The following is a 21,166-nucleotide window of genomic DNA, read 5'->3' on the forward strand; positions in this document are numbered from 1 at the left end:
CTTCCGTCGATCGCGGTTCGGTGATACAACTGGAACGTGTTCTAGAATTTGACATCGAGAGCTCAGTGCAGAGGACTTCGAGGGACGAGCGTGGACTTCACAAGAGACGAGACTCAAGTCGCGGTGGCGCAGGCCGCGAACGAGTGGCTCGACCATGCCTCCGACCTGTCGGATCAGGAGTTGTGGCAGAGCCTCGCAGCTGCGGGACTGCTCTCGCTCGCGTTGCCCGTGCGGGTCGGCGGTGACGGACTCGGCGTAGCTGCGGTCGCGACACTGCTGACCGAACTGGGTCGCAGAGCTGTGCAGAGTCCGGCGCTCGCAACACTCGGCTACGGGGTACTGCCGCTCGTTGCACTCGGTGGCGATGAACGCCACGACGACATTCTCGCGGCCGTTGCCGACGGTGCCGTGCTGACGGCCGCTCTCGGCGAGCCGGGTTCGCCGTTCACGACGGCGCCTGTCACGACGGCCGTGCTCGATGGTGATTCGGTGCTGGTATCCGGAACGAAGATCGCGGTTCCCTACGCGGACCGAGCGCTGCGGATGCTTACGCCGACCGACGCGGGCATCGTTCTGATATCGCCTGATGCCGAAGGGGTTTCGCTCGTACGGACTCCGTCGTCGACGGATGCCCCCGAATTCGCCGTGCGGTTGGATCGCGTCAGGGTCGACCGGACGGCAGTTCTGACCGGCGATGTTCGAGCGCTTTCGCGGCTTGCCCTCGCGAGCATCGGCGCCTTGTCGGACGGGTTGCTCACCGGCGCAACCGAACTAACCTCGACACACATCGGCACGCGGCATCAGTTCGGCAAGCCGCTCGCAACGTTCCAGGCGGTAGCGCAGGAGATCGCGGACATCTACGTCACCTCGCGCACGCTGCATGTCGCCGCGGTATCCGCGGTGTGGCGGCTCGAACAGGGCCTGGATGCGGACGACGATCTCGACGTGGTCGGCTACTGGCTTGCCACGGAAGTGCCTGCGGCAATGCAGGTCGCGCACCATTTGCACGGTGGTCTCGGTGTCGATGCCAGCTATCCGATGCATCGCTACTCGGCTGCGATCAAGGATCTCGCACGGATCATCGGCGGATCCTCCTACCGGCTCGAACTGTTGGGGGCACGGTGTACATCGATCTGACCGAGGCGCAGAAGGCGTTGCAAGACGAACTGCGCGAATACTTTTCGACCTTGATCGGCACCGACGAGGCCGAGATCATGATGACCGAACGTCACGGACCCACCTATCGCGAAGTCATCAAGCGAATGGGGTCCGACGGCTGGCTCGGCGTCGGCTGGCCGAAAGAATTCGGTGGCCGCGGTTTCGGTGAAGTCGAGCAGCAGATCTTCGCGAACGAAGCGATACGAGCCGACGTGCCGTTGCCGGCCGTGACGCTGCAAACCGTCGGACCGACGCTGCAGACCTACGGCACCGACGAGCAGAAGCGCAGGTTTCTACCTGCGATCCTCGCGGGCGAAGTGCATTTTGCGATCGGGTACTCCGAGCCCGAAGCAGGCACGGACCTGGCCGCGTTGCGGACCACGGCTGTTCGTGACGCCAACGGTGACTGGATTGTCAACGGTCAGAAGATCTTTACGACAGGCGGTCACGACGCGGACTTCGTGTGGCTTGCGGTCAGGACCGGCGCGCCGGATTCGCGGCACCGCGGCATCTCGATCCTGATCGTCGATACAACCGATCCCGGCTACTCGTGGACTCCGATCATCACGTGTGACGGTGCCCACCACACCAACGCCACGTATTACTCCGATGTGCGTGTGTCTGCCGACATGCTTGTCGGAGAAGAGAATCAGGGTTGGCGGTTGATCACGACGCAGCTGAACCACGAGCGTGTGATGCTCGGGCCCGCCGGGCGGATCGGCGGTCTGTACGACAAGGTGCATGCGTGGGCGGCGCAGCGCGAACTGCTCGGGCACGGCGACGTTCGGCGTGCGCTCGGCGAAATTCACGCCACGTACCGATTGAACGAGTTGCTCAACTGGCAGGTGGCGTCCAGTGCCGATGACGCGGTCTCCATCGCGGACGCATCGGTCACCAAAGTCTTTGCCACCGAACGGATACAGCGCATCGGCCGCCTGGCCGAGGAGATCGTTGCCCGCTACGGTGACCCGTCGGATCCGGCGACGGCGCACTTGATGAACTGGCTCGACAAGCAGGTCAAACGAAACTTGGTCATCACCTTCGGCGGTGGTGTCAACGAAGTGATGCGCGAACTGATTGCGACCGCAGGCCTGAAACTACCCCGCGTACCCCGATAAGGATCTTCCGTGACGGAGACAATAGAAGCTGGCGCGGAACGTATTTCGGCTGCCGGTGCAAGCAAGCCACGTCCTGGGCGCGATCCGGTGAACCAGCCGATGATCAACAACTGGGTCGAAGCGCTCGGTGACACAAACCCGATCTACGTCGACGACGCCGCGGCTCGTGCGGCGGGCCACGACGGCGTGGTAGCTCCGCCTGCCATGGCCCAGGTGTGGACGATGGGCGGACTGCATTACACCCGAGCCGACGACGACCCGCTCGGCGCGATCATGGAGCTTCTCGACGAGGCCGGCTTCACCTCGATCGTCGCCACCAATTGCGAGCAGACCTACCACCGCTACCTTCGCCTCGGCGAAGAAGTGACGATCTCGACGGTGCTGGAAGGTGTTGTCGGACCGAAGAAGACAGGCCTCGGCGAGGGTTGGTTCGTCACCACCCGCAACGTGTGGGCGGTCGGCGACGAGGTCGTAGCGGAGATGCTGTTCAGAGTTCTGAAGTTCGCGCCGAGGCAGGCTGCGTCGGCGCCAGAGGGCATCGATCCGGCGGAAGCGATCCGGCCGATGGTTTCCAAGGACACCGAGTTCTTCTGGGCAGGCGCTGCGCTCGGTGAGCTGAGAATTCAGAAGCTGCCCGATGGTTCGCTGCGCCATCCACCGATACCCGCTGTGTGGCTGGACAAGTCGGAGCAGTCCGACTACGTCGTCGCGTCGGGTCGCGGCGAAGTATTCAGCTTCGTAGTCCACCACGCACCGAAAGTGCCCGGTAGAACCCTGCCGTTCGTGGTTGCGCTGATCGAGTTGGAGGAAGGTGTGCGGATGCTGGGTGAACTGCGTGGTGTCGACCCTTCGTCCGTCGAAATAGGGATGGGTGTCGACGTGGAGTTCGTGAAGATCGACGACGACCTGACGCTGCCCGCATGGCGTCCGCGGTCGGGAGCGACGGCATGATCGCGCCGGTGGCAGGGGACAGGCTCCCGGAGTTCACGGTCACGGCCGACCCGACGTTCGTCGTCAGTACGGCATTGGCTACCAGGGACTTTCAGGATGTCCACCACGATCGTGACAAGGCGATCGCACGGGGTTCCAAGGATATCTTCGTCAATATCCTTACTGACACCGGTCTAGTGCAGCGGTTCGTCACGGACTGGGCAGGCCCGACAGCGGTTGTCCGATCGATCGCATTGCGCCTCGGTGTGCCGTGGTACGCCTACGACACCCTTGTTCTGACGGGTGAGGTCACGGAAGTGGTCGGCAACGACATCGGTATCGACGTCGTCGGCAAAGATGCGTTGGGAGACCACATCACGGCAAAAGTGACGATTACCCTTCCGTCACAGGCAGCAGGGTCTCAGCTATGAGCGGCCTCTCGAACAAAGCGGCCATCGTCGGTATAGGGGCAACCGACTACTCGAAGGACTCGGGGCGAAGCGAACTCCGACTCGCGACCGAAGCAGTGACTGCCGCGCTCGCCGACGCCGGTCTCACCCCTGCCGACGTCGACGGACTTACGACGTTCTCGATGGATTCCAACCGGGCAACCGCAGTCGCGCGATCGGTCGGCATCCCTAGCCTGAAGTTCTTCAGCCTCATCGATTTCGGTGGCGGCGCCGCGTGCGCGACCGTGCAGCAGGCTGCGATGGCCGTTGCGACCGGGGTGGCCGATGTCGTTGTCGCCTATCGTGCATTCAACGAACGCTCTGCAACCAGATTCGGCCAGGTGTCTACAGCCTTGGCGGGGACGCCGTCGTCGGCAGGCGTCGACGCGAGTTGGTCGTATCCGCACGGGCTCGGCACTCCCGCCAGCCAGGTCGCGATGGTCGCCAGGCGCTATATGCACGTATCCGGTGCTACCAGTGCCGATTTCGGTCGGGTCGCGGTCGCTGATCGTAAACACGCGGCAGTCAATCCGGCAGCCTTCTTCTACGGCAAGCCGATCACACTCGAAGATCATCAGGCGTCGCGGTGGATCGCCGAACCGCTGCATCTGCTCGATTGCTGTCAGGAATCCGACGGTGGCATCGCGATCGTTGTCACCTCCGTCGAACGTGCGAAGGATCTGCGCTGCAAACCTGCCGTGATCGCTGCGGCGGCACAGGGCTCAGGAACGGATCAGTTCATCATGACCAGCTACTACCGCGACGCCATGACAGGCCTGCCGGAGATGGGACTGGTCGGCGATCAGTTGTGGGCGCAGTCGGGTTTAAGTCCACATGACATGCAGATGGCAGTTCTCTACGACCACTTCACACCGTTCGTGTTGATGCAGCTCGAGGAACTCGGCTTCTGTGGTCGTGGCGAAGCGAAGGACTTCATCGCAGACGGCGCAATCGAACTCGGCGGCAGGCTGCCCATCAACACTCACGGCGGCCAACTCGGCGAGGCGTACATTCACGGCATGAACGGCATCGCCGAAGGTGTGCGGCAAGTTCGCGGGACGTCGGTGAATCAGGTGCCCGATGTCGAAAATGTGCTGGTTACCGCCGGAACAGGCGTCCCCACATCGGGTCTCGTACTGACGGTGTGAAGATCGTGAAGACTCGAGCCCCCTACAGGGGGTATAGGTCTTCACGATTTCGGAGCAGTGCCGACACCGCGCAGGAAGGTCGACACGGCTGCGGTCAGCTGGGCAACACTCGCCGACGTGCCGGCCACGAATTTGTCCAGCGATCGCGCACCGGCGAATCGGTCGAACACCAATCCTTCGCAGAGGCTGACCAGGTCCGCGGCTGCAGCGTAGGGATCGGCGGCGTGCAATTGTCGAAACAACTCGGTCGCATGGTCGCGGGAGAAGAAGCACGACGCGAGCGCTGCTCGCAGATCGGGATCGTCGGCCACCTCGATTGCAAGCGCGTAGCGAGCGGCAATGTCCGCACGTCGTCTGGCGAGTAAGTGATCCAGCGATCTGCCGATGACGACGCTGGTTCTGTCGAGATCCGGTAGCGCAGCCCTACGGGTCGAACGGAAATCCTGGCGCGACTTCTCGGTGAGGTGCCCGACCATTGCCTCGAGTAGCGAGCGCCTGGTGCGGTAGTAGTACGACGTCGAGCCGGCTGGCAGTCCGAGCCGGTCGTCGACGGCCCGATGCGTCAGTGCGCGCATGCCGTCGGTGCCGACGATGTTGATCGCGCATTCGGCTATACGACTGCGCCGGTACGGATCTCGGGATGTCTGCTCCATCACTGCTCCTTGCTGCAGTTCGCTCGGTACTCATAGAGTAACTCTATGGATGTAGAGGAACGGCGTCTCGTCGACACAATCGCCGAACGAGCGGTCCGCGAAGGGTTCGCCCTTGACCACGCACAACTGCGAGCCGCTGAGGTTCTGGCCGCACGAGGCGCGCACGGGGTGTACCTCTCCGGTCCGGTCGGTCGCGGTAAGACCTGGTTGCTCGATGCCTACTTTGGTTCCCTTGTCACGCAGCGCAAGCGCCGCTACCACTTCCATTCCTTCTTCGCCGACCTGCACCGAGGCGCGCACAAACAGGGGTCGATCGACAGCGCAATCGCGTCGCTCGTCGGCGACTGCGAAGTGCTCTGTTTCGACGAGCTTCACGTTCACGACATCGGCGACGCAAAGCTCGTCGCGAAGGTGCTCGAGTACATTTTCGGGCGCCAGATCCGCCTTGTCGTCACCTCGAACTATCGGCCCGACGAGCTGCTCCCAAATCCGTTGTTCCACATGAAGTTTCTCCCGACGATCGCTTCGATCCTGCGGATGATGACCGTCGTCGCCGTCGACGGCACGCAGGATTATCGCCGGACCGCTACGTCTCGCGCAGCTACGGGATTCGCGGGTGGCTCGTACGCTGTTGGGCTACGAAATCCACGTTGCGGCACGATCATGATCCCGGTCGGTGGTAATCGGTCGGTCCGCGCCATTGCGTTCGGGGAGAACGACATCCGACTGACGTTCGACGACCTGTGCGGTCGGCCGACGGGTCCGGCGGACTATGTGATTCTTGCCAAGACGTTCAAACGCTGGACGATCGTGGGTGTTCCGCGCCTGGCCACTTCGAACTCCGACGCGGTCGCCCGCTTCTGCAGCGTTGTGGACGTACTGCACGACTCAGCTGTCCAACTGTCCGTCGAAGCCGAGTTGCCCCTCGCCGAAGTGCTGAGGGGTACCGAGGAGGTGCTCGACATAGGCCGCGCAGCAAGTCGCCTGTACACACTGCACGAGGCTTCCCCGAGTTCGGTGTCTACGGCGTAGTGTGCCGGGAATGGGCAACGCACAGCTCATCATTGCTGCCATCGTCGGCGTTGCCGTCATCGTGGTAGCGATCACGTGGCTGAAACTCCATCCATTCGTATCTCTGACGGTCGGGGCCATCGGCGTCGGCATCGGCGCGGGACTCGGTGCAACCGACTCGGTGAAAGGCTTCACCAACGGGTTCGGTTCCACCATGGGCAGCGTCGGAATCCTGATCGGCTTCGGTGCCATGTTCGGCAAGCTGCTTGCCGATTCCGGTGGCGCCGACCGCATCGTCGACACCCTCGTCGGTCGGTCCAATACCAAGTATCTGCCGTGGACGATGGGACTGGTCGGCGCGGTCATCGGTCTACCGATGTTCTTCGAAATCGGGCTGGTGCTGTTGATGCCGGTCATCATTCTGGTTGCGCGACGGTCAGGTCTGTCGCTGATCACGATCGCGATCCCGACTCTCGCCGGTCTATCCGCGATGCACGGTCTCGTACCACCGCACCCAGGACCGCTGGTCGCGGTGGCAGCGTTGGACGCCAATCTCGGGCTCACCCTGGGATTCGGTGTGCTCGTTGCGATCCCGACGATCGTGATCGCGGGCCCCCTGTTCGGCAAGCTCGCCGCGCGATGGGTGGACGTGCCAGTGCCTGCACTGTTTCTGACATCGGAGGACGACGAGGAGGCAGAGGCAAAGAAGCAGCGGCCATCGTTCGCGATCGCGCTGACCGCGATCCTGCTTCCCGTTGTTCTGATGCTCGGTAAGGCACTCGCCGATGTGGTTGCCGAGGAGTCGACGTCCCCGGCGAAGGCAGTGCTCGACTTCCTCGGCACGCCCGTCATCGCGCTCGGACTCGCGTTGCTTGCGGGCATCGTCCTGCTCGGTCGTGGCGGCGGTATGGACCGCAACGACATCTCCAAGACTCTGGAAAACTCGTTGCCGCCGATCGCGGGCATTCTGTTGATCGTCGGCGCGGGCGGTGGCTTCAAGCAGGTGTTGATCGACACCGGCATCGCCGATGCGATCGCCGATGCGATCAAGGGCAGCTCGCTGCCGGTGTTGTTGCTTGCGTGGTTCGTCGCTGTGCTGATCCGCGTCGCAACCGGTTCGGCAACGGTTGCGACGGTGACGGCGTCCGGAATTCTCGCGCCCGTTGCGCTCGATCTGTCCAGCACTCACGTGTCGCTTATGGTGCTTGCAATCGGGTCCGGATCGCTGTTCCTGTCCCACGTCAACGACGCCGGGTTCTGGCTGGTGAAGGAGTATCTCGGGGTCACCGTCGTCCAGAACCTCAAGACCTGGACCGCGATGGAGTGCGTCATCTCGGTGTCCGGGCTCGTCGGAGTCCTCGCGTTGAGTGTTGTCGTATGACGGTCCTCGTCGTCATGGGTGTGTCCGGGACCGGAAAGTCGACTGTTGCAACTGCTCTTGCGGAGCACTTCGGCTGGCAACTGCAAGAGGGCGACGACCTCCATCCGAAGGCGAACATCGCCAAGATGGCGGGCGGTCAACCGCTCGACGACAACGACCGCTGGCCGTGGCTCCAGCTGATCGCGGACTGGATCGGCGCCCACATCGATTCGGGAACGTCCGGCATCGTCACGTGTTCTGCACTCAAACGAACCTATCGGGATGTGCTTCGCCGAGACGGCGTCGTGTTCGTTTACCTGGAGGGTTCGGAGGAACTGCTACGGGGACGGATGGAGAGCCGGACCGGCCACTTCATGCCTGCGTCGTTGCTGACATCGCAGCTGCACACACTCGAACCACCACAGTCGGACGAGGCAGCCATCACTGTCGACATCGATCAGACCGAGGATGAGTTGACCGCGGCGATCATCGAACAGTTGGTACCGCTGATCGAGGTGCCAGACGTACCATCGTGACAAACGACCCGGTCGTCGTCGTCCGGGATTGAGGATCACGGATGGGCGGTACCGGTCGACCAGTTGGACGCACCGCCGCACTGTTGGCGCTCGTAGTCATTGCGGCAGTGTCGTTGCGCGGCTATCTGCCCGCGGTCGACGCGCCCCTCAAACATGAAGCCGCAGGCGGAACGGCATCTTTCCTCGCCGTTCACTTCCTGCTCGGAGCGTCGGTTCTGATCTTGCTTATGGCTGTCATCGCGTCGTGGAACCAACGTAAGACGCGGGTGCACCTGCCGATCGACACCAGTTCGGTCGCACTGGATCGGCGCACCGTCGCCGCGGCCATCGTCATCGGTGTGCTGTTCGTCGCCGTGTTCGCTCTGCTCGGCAGAGCATCGCTCGGCGCCGAACCCGAAGACACGAGCGATGCGACGTCCGAACCGGATGCTGCGGAGGCGGGAGACGGCGGACCAACGGCCGACGTTGTCGAGCCCGTTGTCTCCGACGAGCCGACGCTCGGGCCGACGATTGTTGTGACCGGCTTGCTGTTGCTGATCATTGCAACAGCTGGCGTTGTGATCGCGGCTCGACGACCTGTGCGCGACGTCGGTGCCGAACCGACCGGGGACGACACCGAGGACAGCGAAGACTCGGTTTCCGAATCACTGGCTCGCGCTGCCGAATTGGGTTTGGCGGCAATGTCGGATCCGGATCGCGACCCGCGTACCGCGATCATCGCCTGCTACACGGCGATGGAGCGAGCCCTGTCCGCGGCTCCGGAGGCCGCGCCGCTGGCATCGGACACTCCGACCGAAGTGCTGGCCCGTGCAGTCGGGAACGGTGTGCTGCATTCGGGTGCGGCCGCAGAGTTGGTCGGCCTGTTCACCGAAGCCAGATTCAGTCAGCATCGGATGACGGAAGCGGACCGTGAGTCCGCGATCGGACTGCTCCGCTTGGTGTCCGAGGACCTGCGGAGCCCACTGTGACAAAGATTCTGGGCGGTGGCATCGCGGTGGTGGTGGCGGTCGAGCTATTGGTGCTCGCTGCGGATCGCCGCTCGATACTGTTGCTCGTGACGGGTATTGCGGTGGCGCTCGTGCTGCTGGGTTTCGTGCTCTGGTTGGCGAGCACCGAAGACGATGCCGGACAGGTCGAATCGGACTCGCTTGCCGTTGAAGCGTTGCGGCGGTGGCGATCTCGAACCGAGATCAAGTTGAGCTGGTCGGAGGGATCGAGGGGCGACTGGGACCGGCATCTGCGGCCACTGCTTGCTCGGGAATTCTCCTCCTCCAGCGGGCATCGACAAACGAAAGACCGTGCAGCACTTGTTGCGTCGGGCCGCATGCTGTTCGGCCCGACGCTGTGGCAATGGGTCGACCCACTCGACGTGTCGTTCGCCGACCGCGACGACCCCGGGCCTGGGCGGACTGCTTTGGACGAGATCCTCGAGCGATTGGAGAAGTTGTGAAGGTGAGGTCACCATGACTGCGCCATCGGACATCACGACTGCGCGCGCCGAGGCGGTGCTCGTCGAACTCGAACGTGTCGTCGTCGGCAAACGCGACGCCATGACCATGATCATGATGGCGGTACTTGCCGGCGGGCACGTACTGATCGAAGATCTGCCAGGTCTCGGAAAGACGTTGATAGCCAGATCTTTTGCTGCGACTCTCGGGCTCGATTTCAACCGCGTCCAGTTCACACCCGATCTGCTGCCCGCCGATCTGCTCGGCTCGACGATCTACGAAATGCACTCGGGCAGATTCGAATTCAGGCCCGGTCCGATCTTCACGAATCTGCTGATGGCGGACGAGATCAACCGAACACCACCGAAAACCCAGGCGGCCCTGTTGGAGGCGATGGGTGAAGGGCAGGTGAGCATCGACGGTGAAACGCGAAAGTTGCCGTCACCGTTCATCGTTCTAGCGACCGACAACCCGATCGAGTACGAGGGCACCTATCCGCTGCCGGAAGCTCAGCTGGATCGCTTCGCCATGCGGCTGCGGCTCGGCTACCTAGGCGAGGAGGACGAGCACACGATGCTGCGCCGCAGACTGGACCGGGGGTCCGTCGTGGCCACGGTGCGGCAGGTGATCGACTCGACCGACCTACTCGCCATGCGCGAATCGGTCGAGCAGGTGTCCGTGCACCGAGATGTATTGCGCTACGTCGTCGCGCTTGCGGGTGCGACGCGCAGTCATCCGCAGGTCGAGGTCGGCGCGAGTCCGCGCGCGGAATTGGACCTGGTGCAGCTCTCGCGGGCACGGGCATTGCTGCTCGGCCGTGACTACGTCATACCCGAAGACGTCAAGGCACTTGCTGTCCCAGCGATCGCCCATCGAATCAGTCTTCGACCGGAGATGTGGGTCCGCAGAATTCACGGTGAGGACATCGTCGAGGAACTGCTCAAGCGATTGCCGGTCCCTCGGACGTCGGGATGACCACCTCGATTCCAGCGGCGCATGATCGTGCAAGCAACGAGGTTGCCTTGCGTTGGAGTCCATCGGCATTGACGCTGTCGGTGGTCACCTGCGCCGCTGCCGCACTCGCGGTCGCGGTCATCGGTTCGAGTTGGCAGTTGTTGGCTTTCGCCGCACCGCTGATAGGTGTGCTTGCCTCGGTGCTGTGGCAGCAACGGGAGACGAGGGTGCGGGTCACGGCCAGTCCCGGACTTGTCAGGTGTTTCGAAACCGAAGACGCCGAGATCGAGGTTCGGTTCGACACGACGGATTCGTCGAATTCGATTGTCCGCGTTGCCCCGACAGCGGTTCGTGGTCTCGACGTCGAATCCGACGGCGATACCATGCGCGTCTCGGCGCAATTGTGGGGCCGGTATCTGCCGATGGTTCGCGTCGAAGTCACCTCCGCGGCGGGGCTGTTGGTCGGCACCGCGGACGCGGAGGTCGGGGAGGTCCACGTCTACCCGCTCGCGGCCACACAGCGCACCCCGATCCCTCGCATCGATCTGCCCGACCGCCTCGGCACACATCTGACGCGCCATCACGGACCGGGTGTGGAATACGCCGACATTCGGCCGTATGTACCGGGAGATCAACTGCGAGTGATCAATTGGCCTGTGTCCGCGCGGCGCGGGCGATTGCATGTGACCGAACGGCTCACCGATCGGGCGGCCGACGTGGTCGTCGTGATCGATACCTACGACCAGGCGCCGGGGCCTGCGACCGAGGCGACCGAGCGTTCGGTACGCGGTGCAACACAGGTGGTGCAGAGCGCGCTGCAACGTGGTGATCGCACGGGAGTCATCGGGCTCGGTCGGGCGCCGCGTTGGCTTGCGCCGGACATGGGTCGTCGCCAGTTCTATCGGATTTTGGACACAGTTCTCGCTGTCGGCGACGAGTTTGCCAGCACTACAGGCACTTTGGCGCCACGGGCGGCCTTGCCGCCCGGAGCGTTGGTGGTTGCGTTCTCCACGTTGCTCGACACCGAATTTGCGTTGTCGCTGATCGACCTCCGGAAGCGGGGACATCCGGTAGTTGCGGTCGATGTATTGCGTGGACCCCCGTTCGAAGACGAACTCACCCCTGGGTTGGCACGAATGTGGCGGCTCGAGCGCGCTGCGATGTATCGCGACATGGGGACGGTCGGGGTGGATATCGTGGCGTGGCGAGAAGGAATCACCCTCGACCTGGTGCTGCAGTTGGTCCCCGACCATGCAGGCAAACACAGGGTGCGGCGATGACCTCGACGAAGACCTCGCAAAAGCTCCCGCAGAACCTCGCCTATCGGCTGTTCGCCGTCGCAGCGGGCTTGGTCATGGTTGCCGCGACGCTGCCCAGCGCGCCAACGATTGCGATGGCTGTCGCTGCCCCTGCCGCCCTGCTCGTCGTTTTGAGTGCGTGGATTCGTTCCGCGGCAGCGCCCGCGGTACTTGCCTGCGTCGCGGTTCTGGCGTTGGGCGAGCCGTCGGCAGTACTGGCCTCGGCAGCCGGTCTTGCCGCGACGTTGTATCTGCTGATGATTCACGCAGAGGCGACGACCACCGTGCAGTCGCTACCGACGACGTGGCAGACCCTGCTCGGCGCAGTCGGTTTCGCGTGCGTCGGTCTTGCGGTCGTTGCTGTTCCACTGGAGGTGGCGTGGCTGCCGGTGTTCGCCCCGGTTGTCGTCGTACTGCTGTTCGCGTTGGCCGTTGCGCCGATCGCGGCGGCTACTTCAGGCCAACGTAAGGACCACATCGGACAGGGCAGGTGAGTTGTCGCGATCGACGACCGACGCGTCGACGATCAGGTATCCGTCCGCCTGCCAGATGCGGATACGGAGCGTCTCGCCGGGAAACACAACTCCGGCGAAACGGGCGCGGAAACCCTTGACGCGCGCGGCGTCGCCGCCGAGCGCCGCGTCCACAACACTCTTGCAGACGATTCCGTACGTGCAGAGGCCATGCAGAATCGGTCGCGGGAATCCTGCTGCAGCGGCGAACGCGGGATCGGAATGCAGCGGATTTCGGTCGCCGCACATCCGGTACAGCAGCGCCTGCTGGGGCAGCGTCGTCGTCTTCACCTCGAGGTCGGGTGCGCGGTCGGGCAATTCTCGCGACTCGGAAGGGCCACGCTCACCGCCGAATCCGCCTTCACCACGGGCGAAGATGGACGAGCGGGACTGCCACAGCTCGTTGCCGTCCACGTCGACCGTTGTCGATTCCTGAACGATCACCGCAGCCTTGCCCTTGTCCCACACCTCGGCAATGCGCGTTGTCGTCGTCGCTTTTCCGGATGCAGGCAGCGGCCGGGTGACGGTGACCTCCTGGCTGCCGTGCACGATCTTTGCGAGATCTATTTCGACGCCGGGAAACGACACCCGAGGTGCTTCGGTTGCATGGAAGGTTGCTGCGACGGTTGCAAACGTGGGAAGCACCTGTGGTGCAACATCTTCCAGGTAGCGCAGCTCGGTGTCTGCCAGCGGGCTCGCGCCCGCGCCGAGTGCGAGATGGTAGAGCTGCACGTCGGACGGGTCCCAGCTGAACGACGCCGCGGGTAGTTCGGCACCGATTGCGGTACTCGGATCGATGGGCACTGATCGTCCTCAGTTCGTGATGCGGTCGGCGGTCTGGGACTTCGACTTCGCCCGTTCGGCGATGTCGAGTACGGCGAGATAGCCGAATGTCATTGCGGGACCGATGGTTGCTCCGGGGCCGGCGTAGGTGTGTCCCATCACCGGTGCGCTGGTGTTGCCGACCGCGTAGAGACCGTCGATGACGCTGCCGTCCTCGCGCAGCACTCGAGCAGCGGTGTCGGTGCGCAACCCGCCCTTGGTGCCGAGGTCGCCGGGCACCATCTTGATCGCGTAGTAAGGCGCCTTTTCCAACGCTCCGAGACTCGGGTTCGGTTTGTTGCGCGGATCGCCGTAGTAGTGGTCGTAGCCGCTGACTCCGCGACCGAAGTCGTCGTCGTGGCCTTTGTGCGCAAAGCCGTTGAACCGCTCGACCGTTGCAGTCAGAGCGTCTGCAGGCAGACCGACCTTGGTCGCAAGCTCGGCGATGGTCGGCGCCGAGGTGACGATTCCGGCCTCTACCCATCGTTTCGGAAAACGTTGCTCCGGTTGCAGTCCCGCGAACATATAGCGGTCGCGATAGCGCTGATCGAGGATCATCCACGTCGGGACGTTTTCGCCTGGCCCCTCGCCGATGCCGTTTTCGCCGCCGTACATCCGGTGTACTGCTTCGACGTAGGGTGCGGCCTCGTTGAGGAATCGTTGCCCGCGGTCGTTGACCATGATCGCGCCGGGCAGGTTGCGTTCGGCAAGGCAGAACCACGGCCCGCCGGTGAGCGGGATCGATGGACCCCACCATGCGTCTTCCATCAGATCTGTTGCAGCACCAAGTTTCTGACCGGCCTGGATGCCGTCGCCGGTGTTCGCTTTCGCGCCGACAGTCCACTCGATGCCGATGGGCTCGCGCTGATACTTCTTGCGCATCTCCTCGTTCTGTTCGAAACCGCCGGAGGCGAGGATGACACCGTAGCGAGCTGTGATGAGCTGCGGTTGCCCGTTGATCAACACGTCGACGCCGGTGACGACACCGTTCTCGGTGCGGAGATCGGTCATCGGGGTGTCGAGCATGATCGGAACGTTGGCGTCCAACAACCCTTTTCGCATGCCGGCGACAAACGCCTGGCCACGACCGAGCAGATGTTTGCCGGTGAGCCGCGCGAGCGTGAGCCGCGCACCGACCCGCATGATACGAAGTTTGCCCCTGTAGTGCCGCTTGCGGAGGTTGAGCCACTTGTAATCGGCCTGTGTGACAACGACGTTCAGCGGAGCTTTGCCGTAATCGGGCTCGAGATTGGCAAGTTCGGCGCCGAGCGTCTTGGCGTTGAAAGGTTTGGGCTCCATCGTGCGGCCACCGAGACGACCGCCGGGTGCCTCGGGGTAGTAGTCGGAGTAGCCGGGAACCCAACTGAACCGCAGCGGGGTGTGTCGCAGCACGAACGAGATGACCTCGGGTCCACGATCGATGTAGGTGTCGATCTTCTCGGGCGGCACGTCTGCGCCGACGATGTGGTGGAGGTAGGTCCGCGCGGCTTCGAGGTCGTCGTCGACGCCGTCCGCAGCGAGTGCCTCGTTGGTCGGGATCCAGACGCCACCACCGGAGCGGGCTGTCGAGCCGCCGTAGTGGGGTGCCTTTTCGATGATGACGACACTCAGTCCGCGGTGGGCCGCGGTGAGGGCGGAGGTCATGCCGCCGGCGCCACTGCCGACAACGACGATGTCGTATTCGAGCTTGCTCATGTAGAACACGTTATAGAATGATGGGCCTGCGGGTCCAATCTTTCTGCCAGGAAGTATCGCGGAATTTTGCGAGCCAAACCGAAACACGTTGCAGTTTTGCGAGAGGTGCAATCGATGACCTGGGATCTTTCGGCCGATGTGGTCGTTATCGGCTACGGCGCGGCCGGTACGTCGGCGGCACTGGAGGCTGTGGCCGGGGGCACGAAGGTCGTTGCGATCGACCGTTTCAACGGCGGCGGTGCGACCGAACTCTCCGGTGGCGTCGTGTACGCGGGCGGCGGAACGTCGATCCAGCGGGCAGCCGGAGTCGAGGACACACCGGAGGCGATGTTGGCCTACCTGACCCACGAGGTCGGCGACGCTGTGTCCCCGGAGACGCTGCGTCGATTCGTCGACGGCAGCCCAGCGATGATCGATTGGCTCAGCGCACACGGTGTCCCGTTCGAAGGGTCGCTGTGCCCGTACAAGACGTCCTACCCGAGCAACAAGCACTATCTCTACTACTCGGGAAGCGAAGCGGCAGGTGCCTTCCGTGGCATCGCAAAGCCCGCGCCGCGAGGACACCGCGCGAAAGCCAAGGGAACGTCGGGCAAGAAGATCTCGGGTCCACTGGCAGCCGCGGCGAAGGTTGCGGGTGTGGACTTCCGGCCGCACACCCGCGCGACGAAGTTGGTCACCGACGACGAGGGGCGAGTGATCGGCGTGGAGGCCACGACGATGCGCGACGCACCGGCAAAGGTGCAGACCCTGTTCGCCAGATTGGCGCGGCTCTCGGCAAAACCTGGCATCTACTACCCGCCACTGCGGCGGGCGTTGGAAGCTCGGATCCTGAAGCTCGAACGCGCGCATGCCAAACCGATTCGTATCGAAGCTCGGTCCGGTGTGATCGTGAGTGCAGGCGGCTTCATCGCCAACCGCGAACTCGTCAAGGAACACGCACCGCAATACCGTGGCGGCCTGGTTCTCGGAACGACGGGTGACGACGGCAGCGGTATCGCGCTCGCGCAGAGTGTCGGCGCCGCCACCGATCGGCTCGGCAACGTCTCCGCATGGCGTTTCATCGTTCCGCCGTCAGCGTTCCTGCGGGCATTGGTCGTCGACAAGGCCGGGTCGCGGGTGATCGACGAATCCCGATACGGCGCCGCAGTCGGTCACGCCCTCATCGCCGACCACGAGGGCAGGGGCTGGTTGCTCGCCGACGCCGACCTCGTTCGCGAAGCGCGTTCCCAACTCGGCGACCAGTCGACCTGGTTTCAACGATTGCAGGCCGAGGGGCTCTTCCGGCTCGAAGCCAAGAAAGGCGCCACAGTCGAGGAAGTGGCGCGACGTGCGGGTGTCGACCCCGCGGGTCTGCTTGCAACCGTGACCGAACACAACCTCGCCATCGACGCGGGCGAACCCGATCCGGTCGGGAAGCCCGCCGAGTTCACCAAAGCCGTACGGACGCCGCCCTTCTCGTTGTTCGATATCTCTATCAAACCGAGCGTGACGAATCCGTGCCCGATGCTGACGCTCGGTGGCGTCGTCGTCGACGAAGCAACGGGAGCCGTCAAGACAGCGGGTGGGCAGGATATTCCAGGTTTGTATGCGGCGGGCCGGACCGCCGTCGGAATTTGCTCGAACTCCTACGTCAGCGGGTTGTCGATCGCGGACTGCATTTTCTCCGGCAGGCGCGCTGGTTTGCATGCCGCGCAGCGTGCCCGGGTAGCCAGGTAGGACAGGGAAGGGACCAATGCTCACCACAGAGGAACGCGCCGACATCGCGGGCAGGCTCGCCGCTGCCGAGCGTGACCGGACGCCGATCGGTCCGCTCACCGCAGCTTTTGCCGACATCGACGTCGTCGACGCCTACGAAATTCAGCTACTCAACATCCGGAACAGGCTCGCCGCCGGAGCCAGGGTGGTCGGGCACAAGGTCGGGCTGTCGTCGAAGGCGATGCAGCAGATGATGGGCGTCGACGAACCCGATTACGGCCACCTCCTCGCCGACATGGCGGTGAGCGAAGACGAACCGATACCGGCTGCGCGATACTGCTTTCCGCGCGTCGAGGTCGAGGTCGGGTTCGTACTCGGCGCCGATCTGCCCGGCGAGGACTGCACCGAAGCCGACGTCCTCGCGGCAACCGAGGCCGTCGCGCCGTCCATCGAATTGATCGACAGTCGCATCACGGATTGGAAGATCAAGCTCGAGGACACCATCTCCGACAACGCGTCCTCCGCGGGTTTCGTCCTCGGCAAGGAACGAGTAAAGCCCGGCGACATCGACCTGCGCGGGATCGATGCGACCCTGCATCGCAACGGCGAACTCATCGCCGAAGGTCGCAGCGACGCGGTTCTCGGTGATCCGGTGATTGCCGTCGCGTGGCTTGCCCGCAAGGTCGCGAGTTTCGGTGTGCGGTTGAAAGCCGGCGACATCGTCCTGCCCGGGTCGTGCACGCGGGCGATCGACGTTCGGCCAGGTGACAGTTTCCACGCAGACTTCAGCGGGCTCGGGTCCGTTTCGCTGCAATTCGTATAGGGGTTCAGATGACTAAAGCGACAGTGGCCATTGTCGGTTCCGGCAACATCAGCACCGACCTGTTGTACAAGTTGCAACGCTCCGACGTTCTCGAAGCGCGGTGGATGATCGGTATCGATCCCAACAGCGACGGACTTGCCCGGGCCCGCGGTCTCGGCCTGGAAACCTCTGCGGGTGGCGTCGATTGGCTGCTTGCACAGCCCGAGTTGCCCGACCTGATCTTCGAAGCCACGTCGGCATACGTGCACAGGGCCGCGGCGCCAAGGTATGCCGAAGCTGGCATTCGCGCGATCGATCTGACACCCGCTGCGGTCGGGCCTGCCGTCGTGCCGTCGGTGAACCTCGGTGAGCATCTCGACGCGCCGAACGTCAACATGATCACGTGTGGGGGACAGGCGACCATCCCCATGGTTGCTGCGGTCTCGCGTGTCGTCGAAGTCTCCTATGCCGAGATCGTCGCATCGGTGGCCTCGGTCTCCGCGGGTCCGGGGACGCGCGCGAACATCGACGAGTTCACCAAGACGACCAGCCGTGGCGTCGAAACCATCGGTGGCGCGAAGCGGGGCAAGGCGATCATCGTGCTCAATCCGGCCGATCCGCCGATGATCATGCGCGACACCATCTTCTGTGCCATCCCCGAGGATGCCGACACAGCCGCGATCACCGAATCGGTACACCGGATGGTGGCAGCCGTGCAGGACTACGTACCCGGCTATCGGTTGCTCAACGAACCGCAGTTCGATCCGCCGTCGGTGGTGTCCGGCGGTCTTGCGAAGGTGTCCATCTTCGTCGAAGTGGAAGGTGCCGGGGACTATCTGCCGCCCTACGCGGGCAATCTCGACATCATGACCGCGGCCGCCGCCAAGGTTGGCGCCGAAGCCGCGAAGCAAATACTCGACGTGCGTGTGTGAGGAACAGACTTATGACGAACAAGACGAATACGCCTCGCCCCTTCTCCGACGCGATCGACATCCGAGTCACCGACACCTCACTGCGTGACGGGTCCCACCACAAGCGGCACCAATTCACGGCGGAGGACGTCGAGAACATCGTTGCGGCGCTCGACGGTGCCGGCGTACCTGTCATCGAGGTGACCCACGGGGATGGCCTCGGTGGCTCGTCCTTCAACTACGGATTCTCGAAAACACCTGAACAGGAATTGATTTCGATCGCGGCAAAGACTGCCAAGAATGCGAAGATCGCCTTCCTGATGCTGCCTGGTGTCGGTGTCAAAGAGGACATCGTGATCGCTCAGGACAACGGTGCATCGATCTGCAGAATCGCGACGCACTGCACCGAAGCCGACGTGTCGATCCAGCACTTCGGTCTCGCCCGCGAACGCGGCCTGGAGACCGTCGGCTTCTTGATGATGTCGCACACGCAACCGCCGGAGTTCCTGGCCAAGCAGGCGCGGATCATGGCGGACGCGGGATGTCAGTGCGTGTACGTCGTCGATTCGGCGGGAGCCCTGGTTCTGGAGCAGGTGTCGGATCGAGTCGCCGCCATCGTCGACGAACTGCACGGTGATGCTCAGGTCGGGTTCCACGGTCACGAGAACCTCGACCTCGCTGTCGCCAACTCGGTGTATGCGATTCGCGCGGGTGCCTCGCAGATCGACGGCAGTACAAGGAGATTCGGCGCCGGTGCCGGCAATACGCCGGTCGAGGCTTTCGTCGGTGTCTGCGACAAGTTGGGCGTGCAGACGGGCATCGACTTCTTCAAGATCGCCGACGCCGCCGAAGACGTCGTCCGGCCGGTCATGCCGCAAGAATGTCTGCTCGATCGGCAGGCGCTGATGATGGGCTACGCGGGTGTGTACTCCAGCTTCCTCAAACATGCTGAGCGGCAAGCGGAACGCTACGGGGTATCGTCCGCCGAGATGCTCGTGCGAGCAGGTGCCCGAAAACTGGTCGGCGGCCAGGAGGACCAATTGATCGACATAGCAATCGAACTGCAGAAGGAAGCGGCGGCGAAGGGTTAGTGCCGTCGCTCGGTCGAGCGGTCCTGAATTGCTGCCTCGACTTCGTCGAGAGCGGTACGGATGAGCGTCCCGTACGCGTCGTCGGGAAGCGTGTCCAAACAGCCTCTGGCGGCGACGATCTCATCGTGTGCGACGTCGAAAGAACCGAGTAGACGGTAGTTTTCGGCCAGGTTGAGATGCAGCGACGGGTAGAACGCCCGGACGTCCAGGTCGGCGTGGTGTTGCTGCGCACGGTCGTTGGTCAGGCTGTCCGCCGCGTCGAGTGCTCTGATGTCCCAGACAAGCGCCTGAGCGGGGTCGGTGTACAGATCGGCCAGGTAGTGGGCGAGCGTGCGCCGGTGCAGTGGATCGCCCGCAGGCCCGATCGTCGCCCAGGCTTCTAGCAGTGCCTCGCGTGCACCATCCTGATCTCCGTCGTGTCCCAATGCGACCGCCTGCGTTATGACGGCCATCGTAGCGTTCGCGGTGACAGTGTCCGGTGTGGTCATTGCACTCCTTCGGTGAAGTTGTCGGGCATACGTGGCATCACGAGAGTGGTCAGATCGCCGTCGTCGCCCGAGCGGACGACGACGGGTTGGTCTCCTCGTGCGAGATCGAGCATGAGGTCCGGCCCAACGGTGGTCGCAATGGCCGGACGCAGCGTCGCGGGATCGAAGGAAACGTCGAAGCGAGGGCCCGTCACCGTCGCAGGTAAGTGTCTTGGTCCCTCGTGTGTAGCCGACACCATCGCGATGTCGCCGTCGAAAGTGCATCTCAGCGATGCGCCTCCCACCTCGTCGATCGCTGCGAGCATCGCCTCACGGGCGACGACAACCCGGGTCACTACAGGCGCGAGGCTCCCGATCATCGTCCGATAGTCGGGAAACGGTTCCCTGATCGTCATGCAGCGGAATTGGGCACCGGCGCCGGCGACAAGCAAACCGCTGGACGTCGGCGTCAACGCCACGATGTCTAGCTGCCGCAGCGCAGGTGCCAGTGCCGCAAGGTCGCTGGACACGACGACTGTCGACCAATCCGAGCGTGCATCGTGGTGGAGCGCAAGACTTCGCGTGATCAGTCGGTACCTATCGGTCGCGGTGAGGGTCAGTGCGTTCGAACGAGTTTCGAGGAACATGCCGGTGAGTACTGCATGGTCGTTGCTGCATGCGGCCGCTGTACCTACCAGGTCGATGGCACCTGCTAGCGCTGCTCCGGACAGAGTCACGGTGTTGAGAGATTGCAGTGACGCCTTGACTGAGGCGGCGACCTTCGCGGCGTTGTGCGCCCTCCGCTCTAGTTCACCCACGTGTTCGTCGAGTAGTCGGGCGGCTGCGTCGTCGTCGCTCGACAGAATCACGGCGACGGCATCGAGCGGAATATCGATCGCCCGCAATTGTCGAATCAGCACCGCTCGTTGGCATTGGGCCTCTTTGTAGTAGCGGTAGCCGGTGGCGTCGTCCACCGCCGCAGGAACAAGGAGACCGCAATCGCCGTAGAACCTGATTGCGCTCGGGGTTAGCCCGCTGGCTCGAGCCAGGACGCCGATCGTGATCAGCGGGTCGTCGCGCGAATTGCTCACGGGCCAATCATGAAGGT

At 63.5% G+C, this 21,166-nt stretch carries 22 protein-coding genes; 17 read left to right on the forward strand and 5 right to left on the reverse strand.

Going from position 1 to position 21,166, the window contains the following annotated elements; translation table 11 throughout:
* The first annotated feature begins 90 nt into the window (after positions 1-90).
* Genes JGU71_RS15375 through JGU71_RS15395 form a run of 5 tightly spaced genes read left to right on the forward strand, consistent with a single transcriptional unit; the run spans position 91 to position 4,803 of the window.
* Positions 91-1,137: an acyl-CoA dehydrogenase family protein gene (locus tag JGU71_RS15375; protein ID WP_199705066.1), complete on the forward strand. Its 1,047-nt coding sequence runs from the start codon at positions 91-93 to the stop codon at positions 1,135-1,137.
* On the forward strand, positions 1,122-2,276 hold the full coding sequence (locus JGU71_RS15380) for an acyl-CoA dehydrogenase family protein (RefSeq protein WP_199705067.1): 1,155 nt from the start codon (positions 1,122-1,124) through the stop codon (positions 2,274-2,276). The genes JGU71_RS15375 and JGU71_RS15380 overlap by 16 nt, the downstream gene beginning before the upstream one ends.
* A gap of 9 nt (positions 2,277-2,285) precedes the next feature.
* Positions 2,286-3,227: a bifunctional MaoC family dehydratase N-terminal/OB-fold nucleic acid binding domain-containing protein gene (locus JGU71_RS15385; RefSeq protein WP_199705068.1), complete on the forward strand. Its 942-nt coding sequence runs from the start codon at positions 2,286-2,288 to the stop codon at positions 3,225-3,227.
* The gene (locus JGU71_RS15390; RefSeq protein WP_199705324.1) at positions 3,224-3,637 is read left to right on the forward strand and encodes a MaoC family dehydratase; all 414 of its coding nucleotides are present in this window, start codon (positions 3,224-3,226) and stop codon (positions 3,635-3,637) included. Before JGU71_RS15385 ends, JGU71_RS15390 begins: the two co-directional genes overlap by 4 nt.
* Positions 3,634-4,803, forward strand: a complete 1,170-nt coding sequence (locus tag JGU71_RS15395) for a lipid-transfer protein (RefSeq protein ID WP_199705069.1) — start codon at positions 3,634-3,636, stop codon at positions 4,801-4,803. The genes JGU71_RS15390 and JGU71_RS15395 overlap by 4 nt, the downstream gene beginning before the upstream one ends.
* Before the next feature lie 41 nt (positions 4,804-4,844).
* On the opposite strand, the gene JGU71_RS15400 is transcribed toward JGU71_RS15395, so the two are convergent.
* Positions 4,845-5,456: a TetR/AcrR family transcriptional regulator gene (locus JGU71_RS15400; protein WP_199705070.1), complete on the reverse strand. Its 612-nt coding sequence runs from the start codon at positions 5,454-5,456 to the stop codon at positions 4,845-4,847.
* Positions 5,457-5,501: 45 nt separating this feature from the next.
* On the opposite strand from JGU71_RS15400, the gene zapE reads away from it, so the two are divergent.
* From zapE to JGU71_RS15440, 8 genes are read left to right on the forward strand one after another with little or no spacing between them, the layout of a single operon-like run.
* Entirely contained in the window at positions 5,502-6,488 is a 987-nt protein-coding gene (zapE, locus tag JGU71_RS15405; protein WP_199705071.1) for a cell division protein ZapE, read from the forward strand.
* Between the two features lie 10 nt (positions 6,489-6,498).
* Complete coding sequence (locus JGU71_RS15410) at positions 6,499-7,848, forward strand: GntP family permease (RefSeq protein WP_199705072.1); 1,350 nt, start codon at positions 6,499-6,501, stop codon at positions 7,846-7,848.
* Positions 7,845-8,363, forward strand: a complete 519-nt coding sequence (locus tag JGU71_RS15415; protein WP_199705073.1) for a gluconokinase — start codon at positions 7,845-7,847, stop codon at positions 8,361-8,363. Before JGU71_RS15410 ends, JGU71_RS15415 begins: the two co-directional genes overlap by 4 nt.
* A gap of 41 nt (positions 8,364-8,404) precedes the next feature.
* Positions 8,405-9,331, forward strand: a complete 927-nt coding sequence (locus JGU71_RS15420; protein ID WP_199705074.1) for a DUF4129 domain-containing protein — start codon at positions 8,405-8,407, stop codon at positions 9,329-9,331.
* Entirely contained in the window at positions 9,328-9,813 is a 486-nt protein-coding gene (locus JGU71_RS15425) for a hypothetical protein (RefSeq protein WP_199705075.1), read from the forward strand. Before JGU71_RS15420 ends, JGU71_RS15425 begins: the two co-directional genes overlap by 4 nt.
* 13 nt (positions 9,814-9,826) lie before the next feature.
* A complete protein-coding gene (locus JGU71_RS15430) occupies positions 9,827-10,786 on the forward strand; it encodes an AAA family ATPase (RefSeq protein ID WP_199705076.1) in 960 nt (319 codons plus the stop codon).
* Entirely contained in the window at positions 10,783-12,045 is a 1,263-nt protein-coding gene (locus JGU71_RS15435) for a DUF58 domain-containing protein (RefSeq protein ID WP_199705077.1), read from the forward strand. Before JGU71_RS15430 ends, JGU71_RS15435 begins: the two co-directional genes overlap by 4 nt.
* Entirely contained in the window at positions 12,042-12,557 is a 516-nt protein-coding gene (locus JGU71_RS15440) for a hypothetical protein (protein ID WP_199705078.1), read from the forward strand. The genes JGU71_RS15435 and JGU71_RS15440 overlap by 4 nt, the downstream gene beginning before the upstream one ends.
* Here JGU71_RS15440 and chsH3 read toward each other — a convergent pair.
* Positions 12,519-13,379 (reverse strand): enoyl-CoA hydratase ChsH3, encoded by an 861-nt coding sequence (gene chsH3, locus JGU71_RS15445; RefSeq protein WP_199705079.1) that lies wholly within the window; start codon positions 13,377-13,379, stop codon positions 12,519-12,521. The two genes, JGU71_RS15440 and chsH3, sit on opposite strands and share 39 nt — an antisense overlap.
* A gap of 9 nt (positions 13,380-13,388) precedes the next feature.
* A complete protein-coding gene (gene kstD / locus JGU71_RS15450) occupies positions 13,389-15,092 on the reverse strand; it encodes a 3-oxosteroid 1-dehydrogenase (RefSeq protein WP_199705080.1) in 1,704 nt (567 codons plus the stop codon).
* Positions 15,093-15,188: 96 nt separating this feature from the next.
* On the opposite strand from kstD, the gene JGU71_RS15455 reads away from it, so the two are divergent.
* The 4 genes from JGU71_RS15455 to dmpG are packed head-to-tail and all read left to right on the forward strand — an operon-like array spanning position 15,189 to position 19,591.
* Entirely contained in the window at positions 15,189-16,808 is a 1,620-nt protein-coding gene (locus JGU71_RS15455) for an FAD-binding protein (protein ID WP_267908412.1), read from the forward strand.
* A gap of 16 nt (positions 16,809-16,824) precedes the next feature.
* A complete protein-coding gene (locus tag JGU71_RS15460) occupies positions 16,825-17,610 on the forward strand; it encodes a 2-keto-4-pentenoate hydratase (RefSeq protein ID WP_199705082.1) in 786 nt (261 codons plus the stop codon).
* A gap of 8 nt (positions 17,611-17,618) precedes the next feature.
* The gene (locus JGU71_RS15465) at positions 17,619-18,521 is read left to right on the forward strand and encodes an acetaldehyde dehydrogenase (acetylating) (RefSeq protein ID WP_199705083.1); all 903 of its coding nucleotides are present in this window, start codon (positions 17,619-17,621) and stop codon (positions 18,519-18,521) included.
* 11 nt (positions 18,522-18,532) lie between these two features.
* Positions 18,533-19,591, forward strand: coding sequence for a 4-hydroxy-2-oxovalerate aldolase (dmpG, locus tag JGU71_RS15470; protein ID WP_199705084.1), 1,059 nt, complete (start codon positions 18,533-18,535; stop codon positions 19,589-19,591).
* Here the strand turns inward: dmpG and JGU71_RS15475 are convergent.
* A complete protein-coding gene (locus tag JGU71_RS15475; RefSeq protein ID WP_199705085.1) occupies positions 19,588-20,079 on the reverse strand; it encodes a hypothetical protein in 492 nt (163 codons plus the stop codon). The genes dmpG and JGU71_RS15475 overlap by 4 nt on opposite strands.
* Positions 20,076-21,149, reverse strand: a complete 1,074-nt coding sequence (locus JGU71_RS15480) for a DNA polymerase III subunit beta family protein (protein WP_199705086.1) — start codon at positions 21,147-21,149, stop codon at positions 20,076-20,078. Before JGU71_RS15480 ends, JGU71_RS15475 begins: the two co-directional genes overlap by 4 nt.
* Positions 21,150-21,166 lie beyond the last annotated feature (17 nt).

The sequence above is a fragment of the Antrihabitans stalagmiti genome (assembly GCF_016482825.1).
Classification (GTDB): Bacteria; Actinomycetota; Actinomycetes; order Mycobacteriales; family Mycobacteriaceae; genus Antrihabitans; species Antrihabitans stalagmiti.

Excerpts from the sequence above, each read along its gene's own strand:
- JGU71_RS15465 (WP_199705083.1), top strand. The coding sequence starts at position 17,619 with ATGACTAAAGCGACAGTGGCCATTGTCGGTTCCGGCAACATCAGCACC.
- JGU71_RS15410 (WP_199705072.1), top strand. The coding sequence starts at position 6,499 with ATGGGCAACGCACAGCTCATCATTGCTGCCATCGTCGGCGTTGCCGTC.
- JGU71_RS15415 (WP_199705073.1), top strand. The coding sequence starts at position 7,845 with ATGACGGTCCTCGTCGTCATGGGTGTGTCCGGGACCGGAAAGTCGACT.
- zapE (WP_199705071.1), top strand. The coding sequence starts at position 5,502 with ATGGATGTAGAGGAACGGCGTCTCGTCGACACAATCGCCGAACGAGCG.
- JGU71_RS15420 (WP_199705074.1), top strand. The coding sequence starts at position 8,405 with ATGGGCGGTACCGGTCGACCAGTTGGACGCACCGCCGCACTGTTGGCG.
- JGU71_RS15435 (WP_199705077.1), top strand. The coding sequence starts at position 10,783 with ATGACCACCTCGATTCCAGCGGCGCATGATCGTGCAAGCAACGAGGTT.
- JGU71_RS15460 (WP_199705082.1), top strand. The coding sequence starts at position 16,825 with ATGCTCACCACAGAGGAACGCGCCGACATCGCGGGCAGGCTCGCCGCT.
- JGU71_RS15390 (WP_199705324.1), top strand. The coding sequence starts at position 3,224 with ATGATCGCGCCGGTGGCAGGGGACAGGCTCCCGGAGTTCACGGTCACG.
- JGU71_RS15430 (WP_199705076.1), top strand. The coding sequence starts at position 9,827 with ATGACTGCGCCATCGGACATCACGACTGCGCGCGCCGAGGCGGTGCTC.
- JGU71_RS15400 (WP_199705070.1), bottom strand. The coding sequence starts at position 5,456 with ATGGAGCAGACATCCCGAGATCCGTACCGGCGCAGTCGTATAGCCGAA.
- dmpG (WP_199705084.1), top strand. The coding sequence starts at position 18,533 with ATGACGAACAAGACGAATACGCCTCGCCCCTTCTCCGACGCGATCGAC.
- JGU71_RS15395 (WP_199705069.1), top strand. The coding sequence starts at position 3,634 with ATGAGCGGCCTCTCGAACAAAGCGGCCATCGTCGGTATAGGGGCAACC.
- JGU71_RS15440 (WP_199705078.1), top strand. The coding sequence starts at position 12,042 with ATGACCTCGACGAAGACCTCGCAAAAGCTCCCGCAGAACCTCGCCTAT.
- kstD (WP_199705080.1), bottom strand. The coding sequence starts at position 15,092 with ATGAGCAAGCTCGAATACGACATCGTCGTTGTCGGCAGTGGCGCCGGC.
- JGU71_RS15475 (WP_199705085.1), bottom strand. The coding sequence starts at position 20,079 with ATGACCACACCGGACACTGTCACCGCGAACGCTACGATGGCCGTCATA.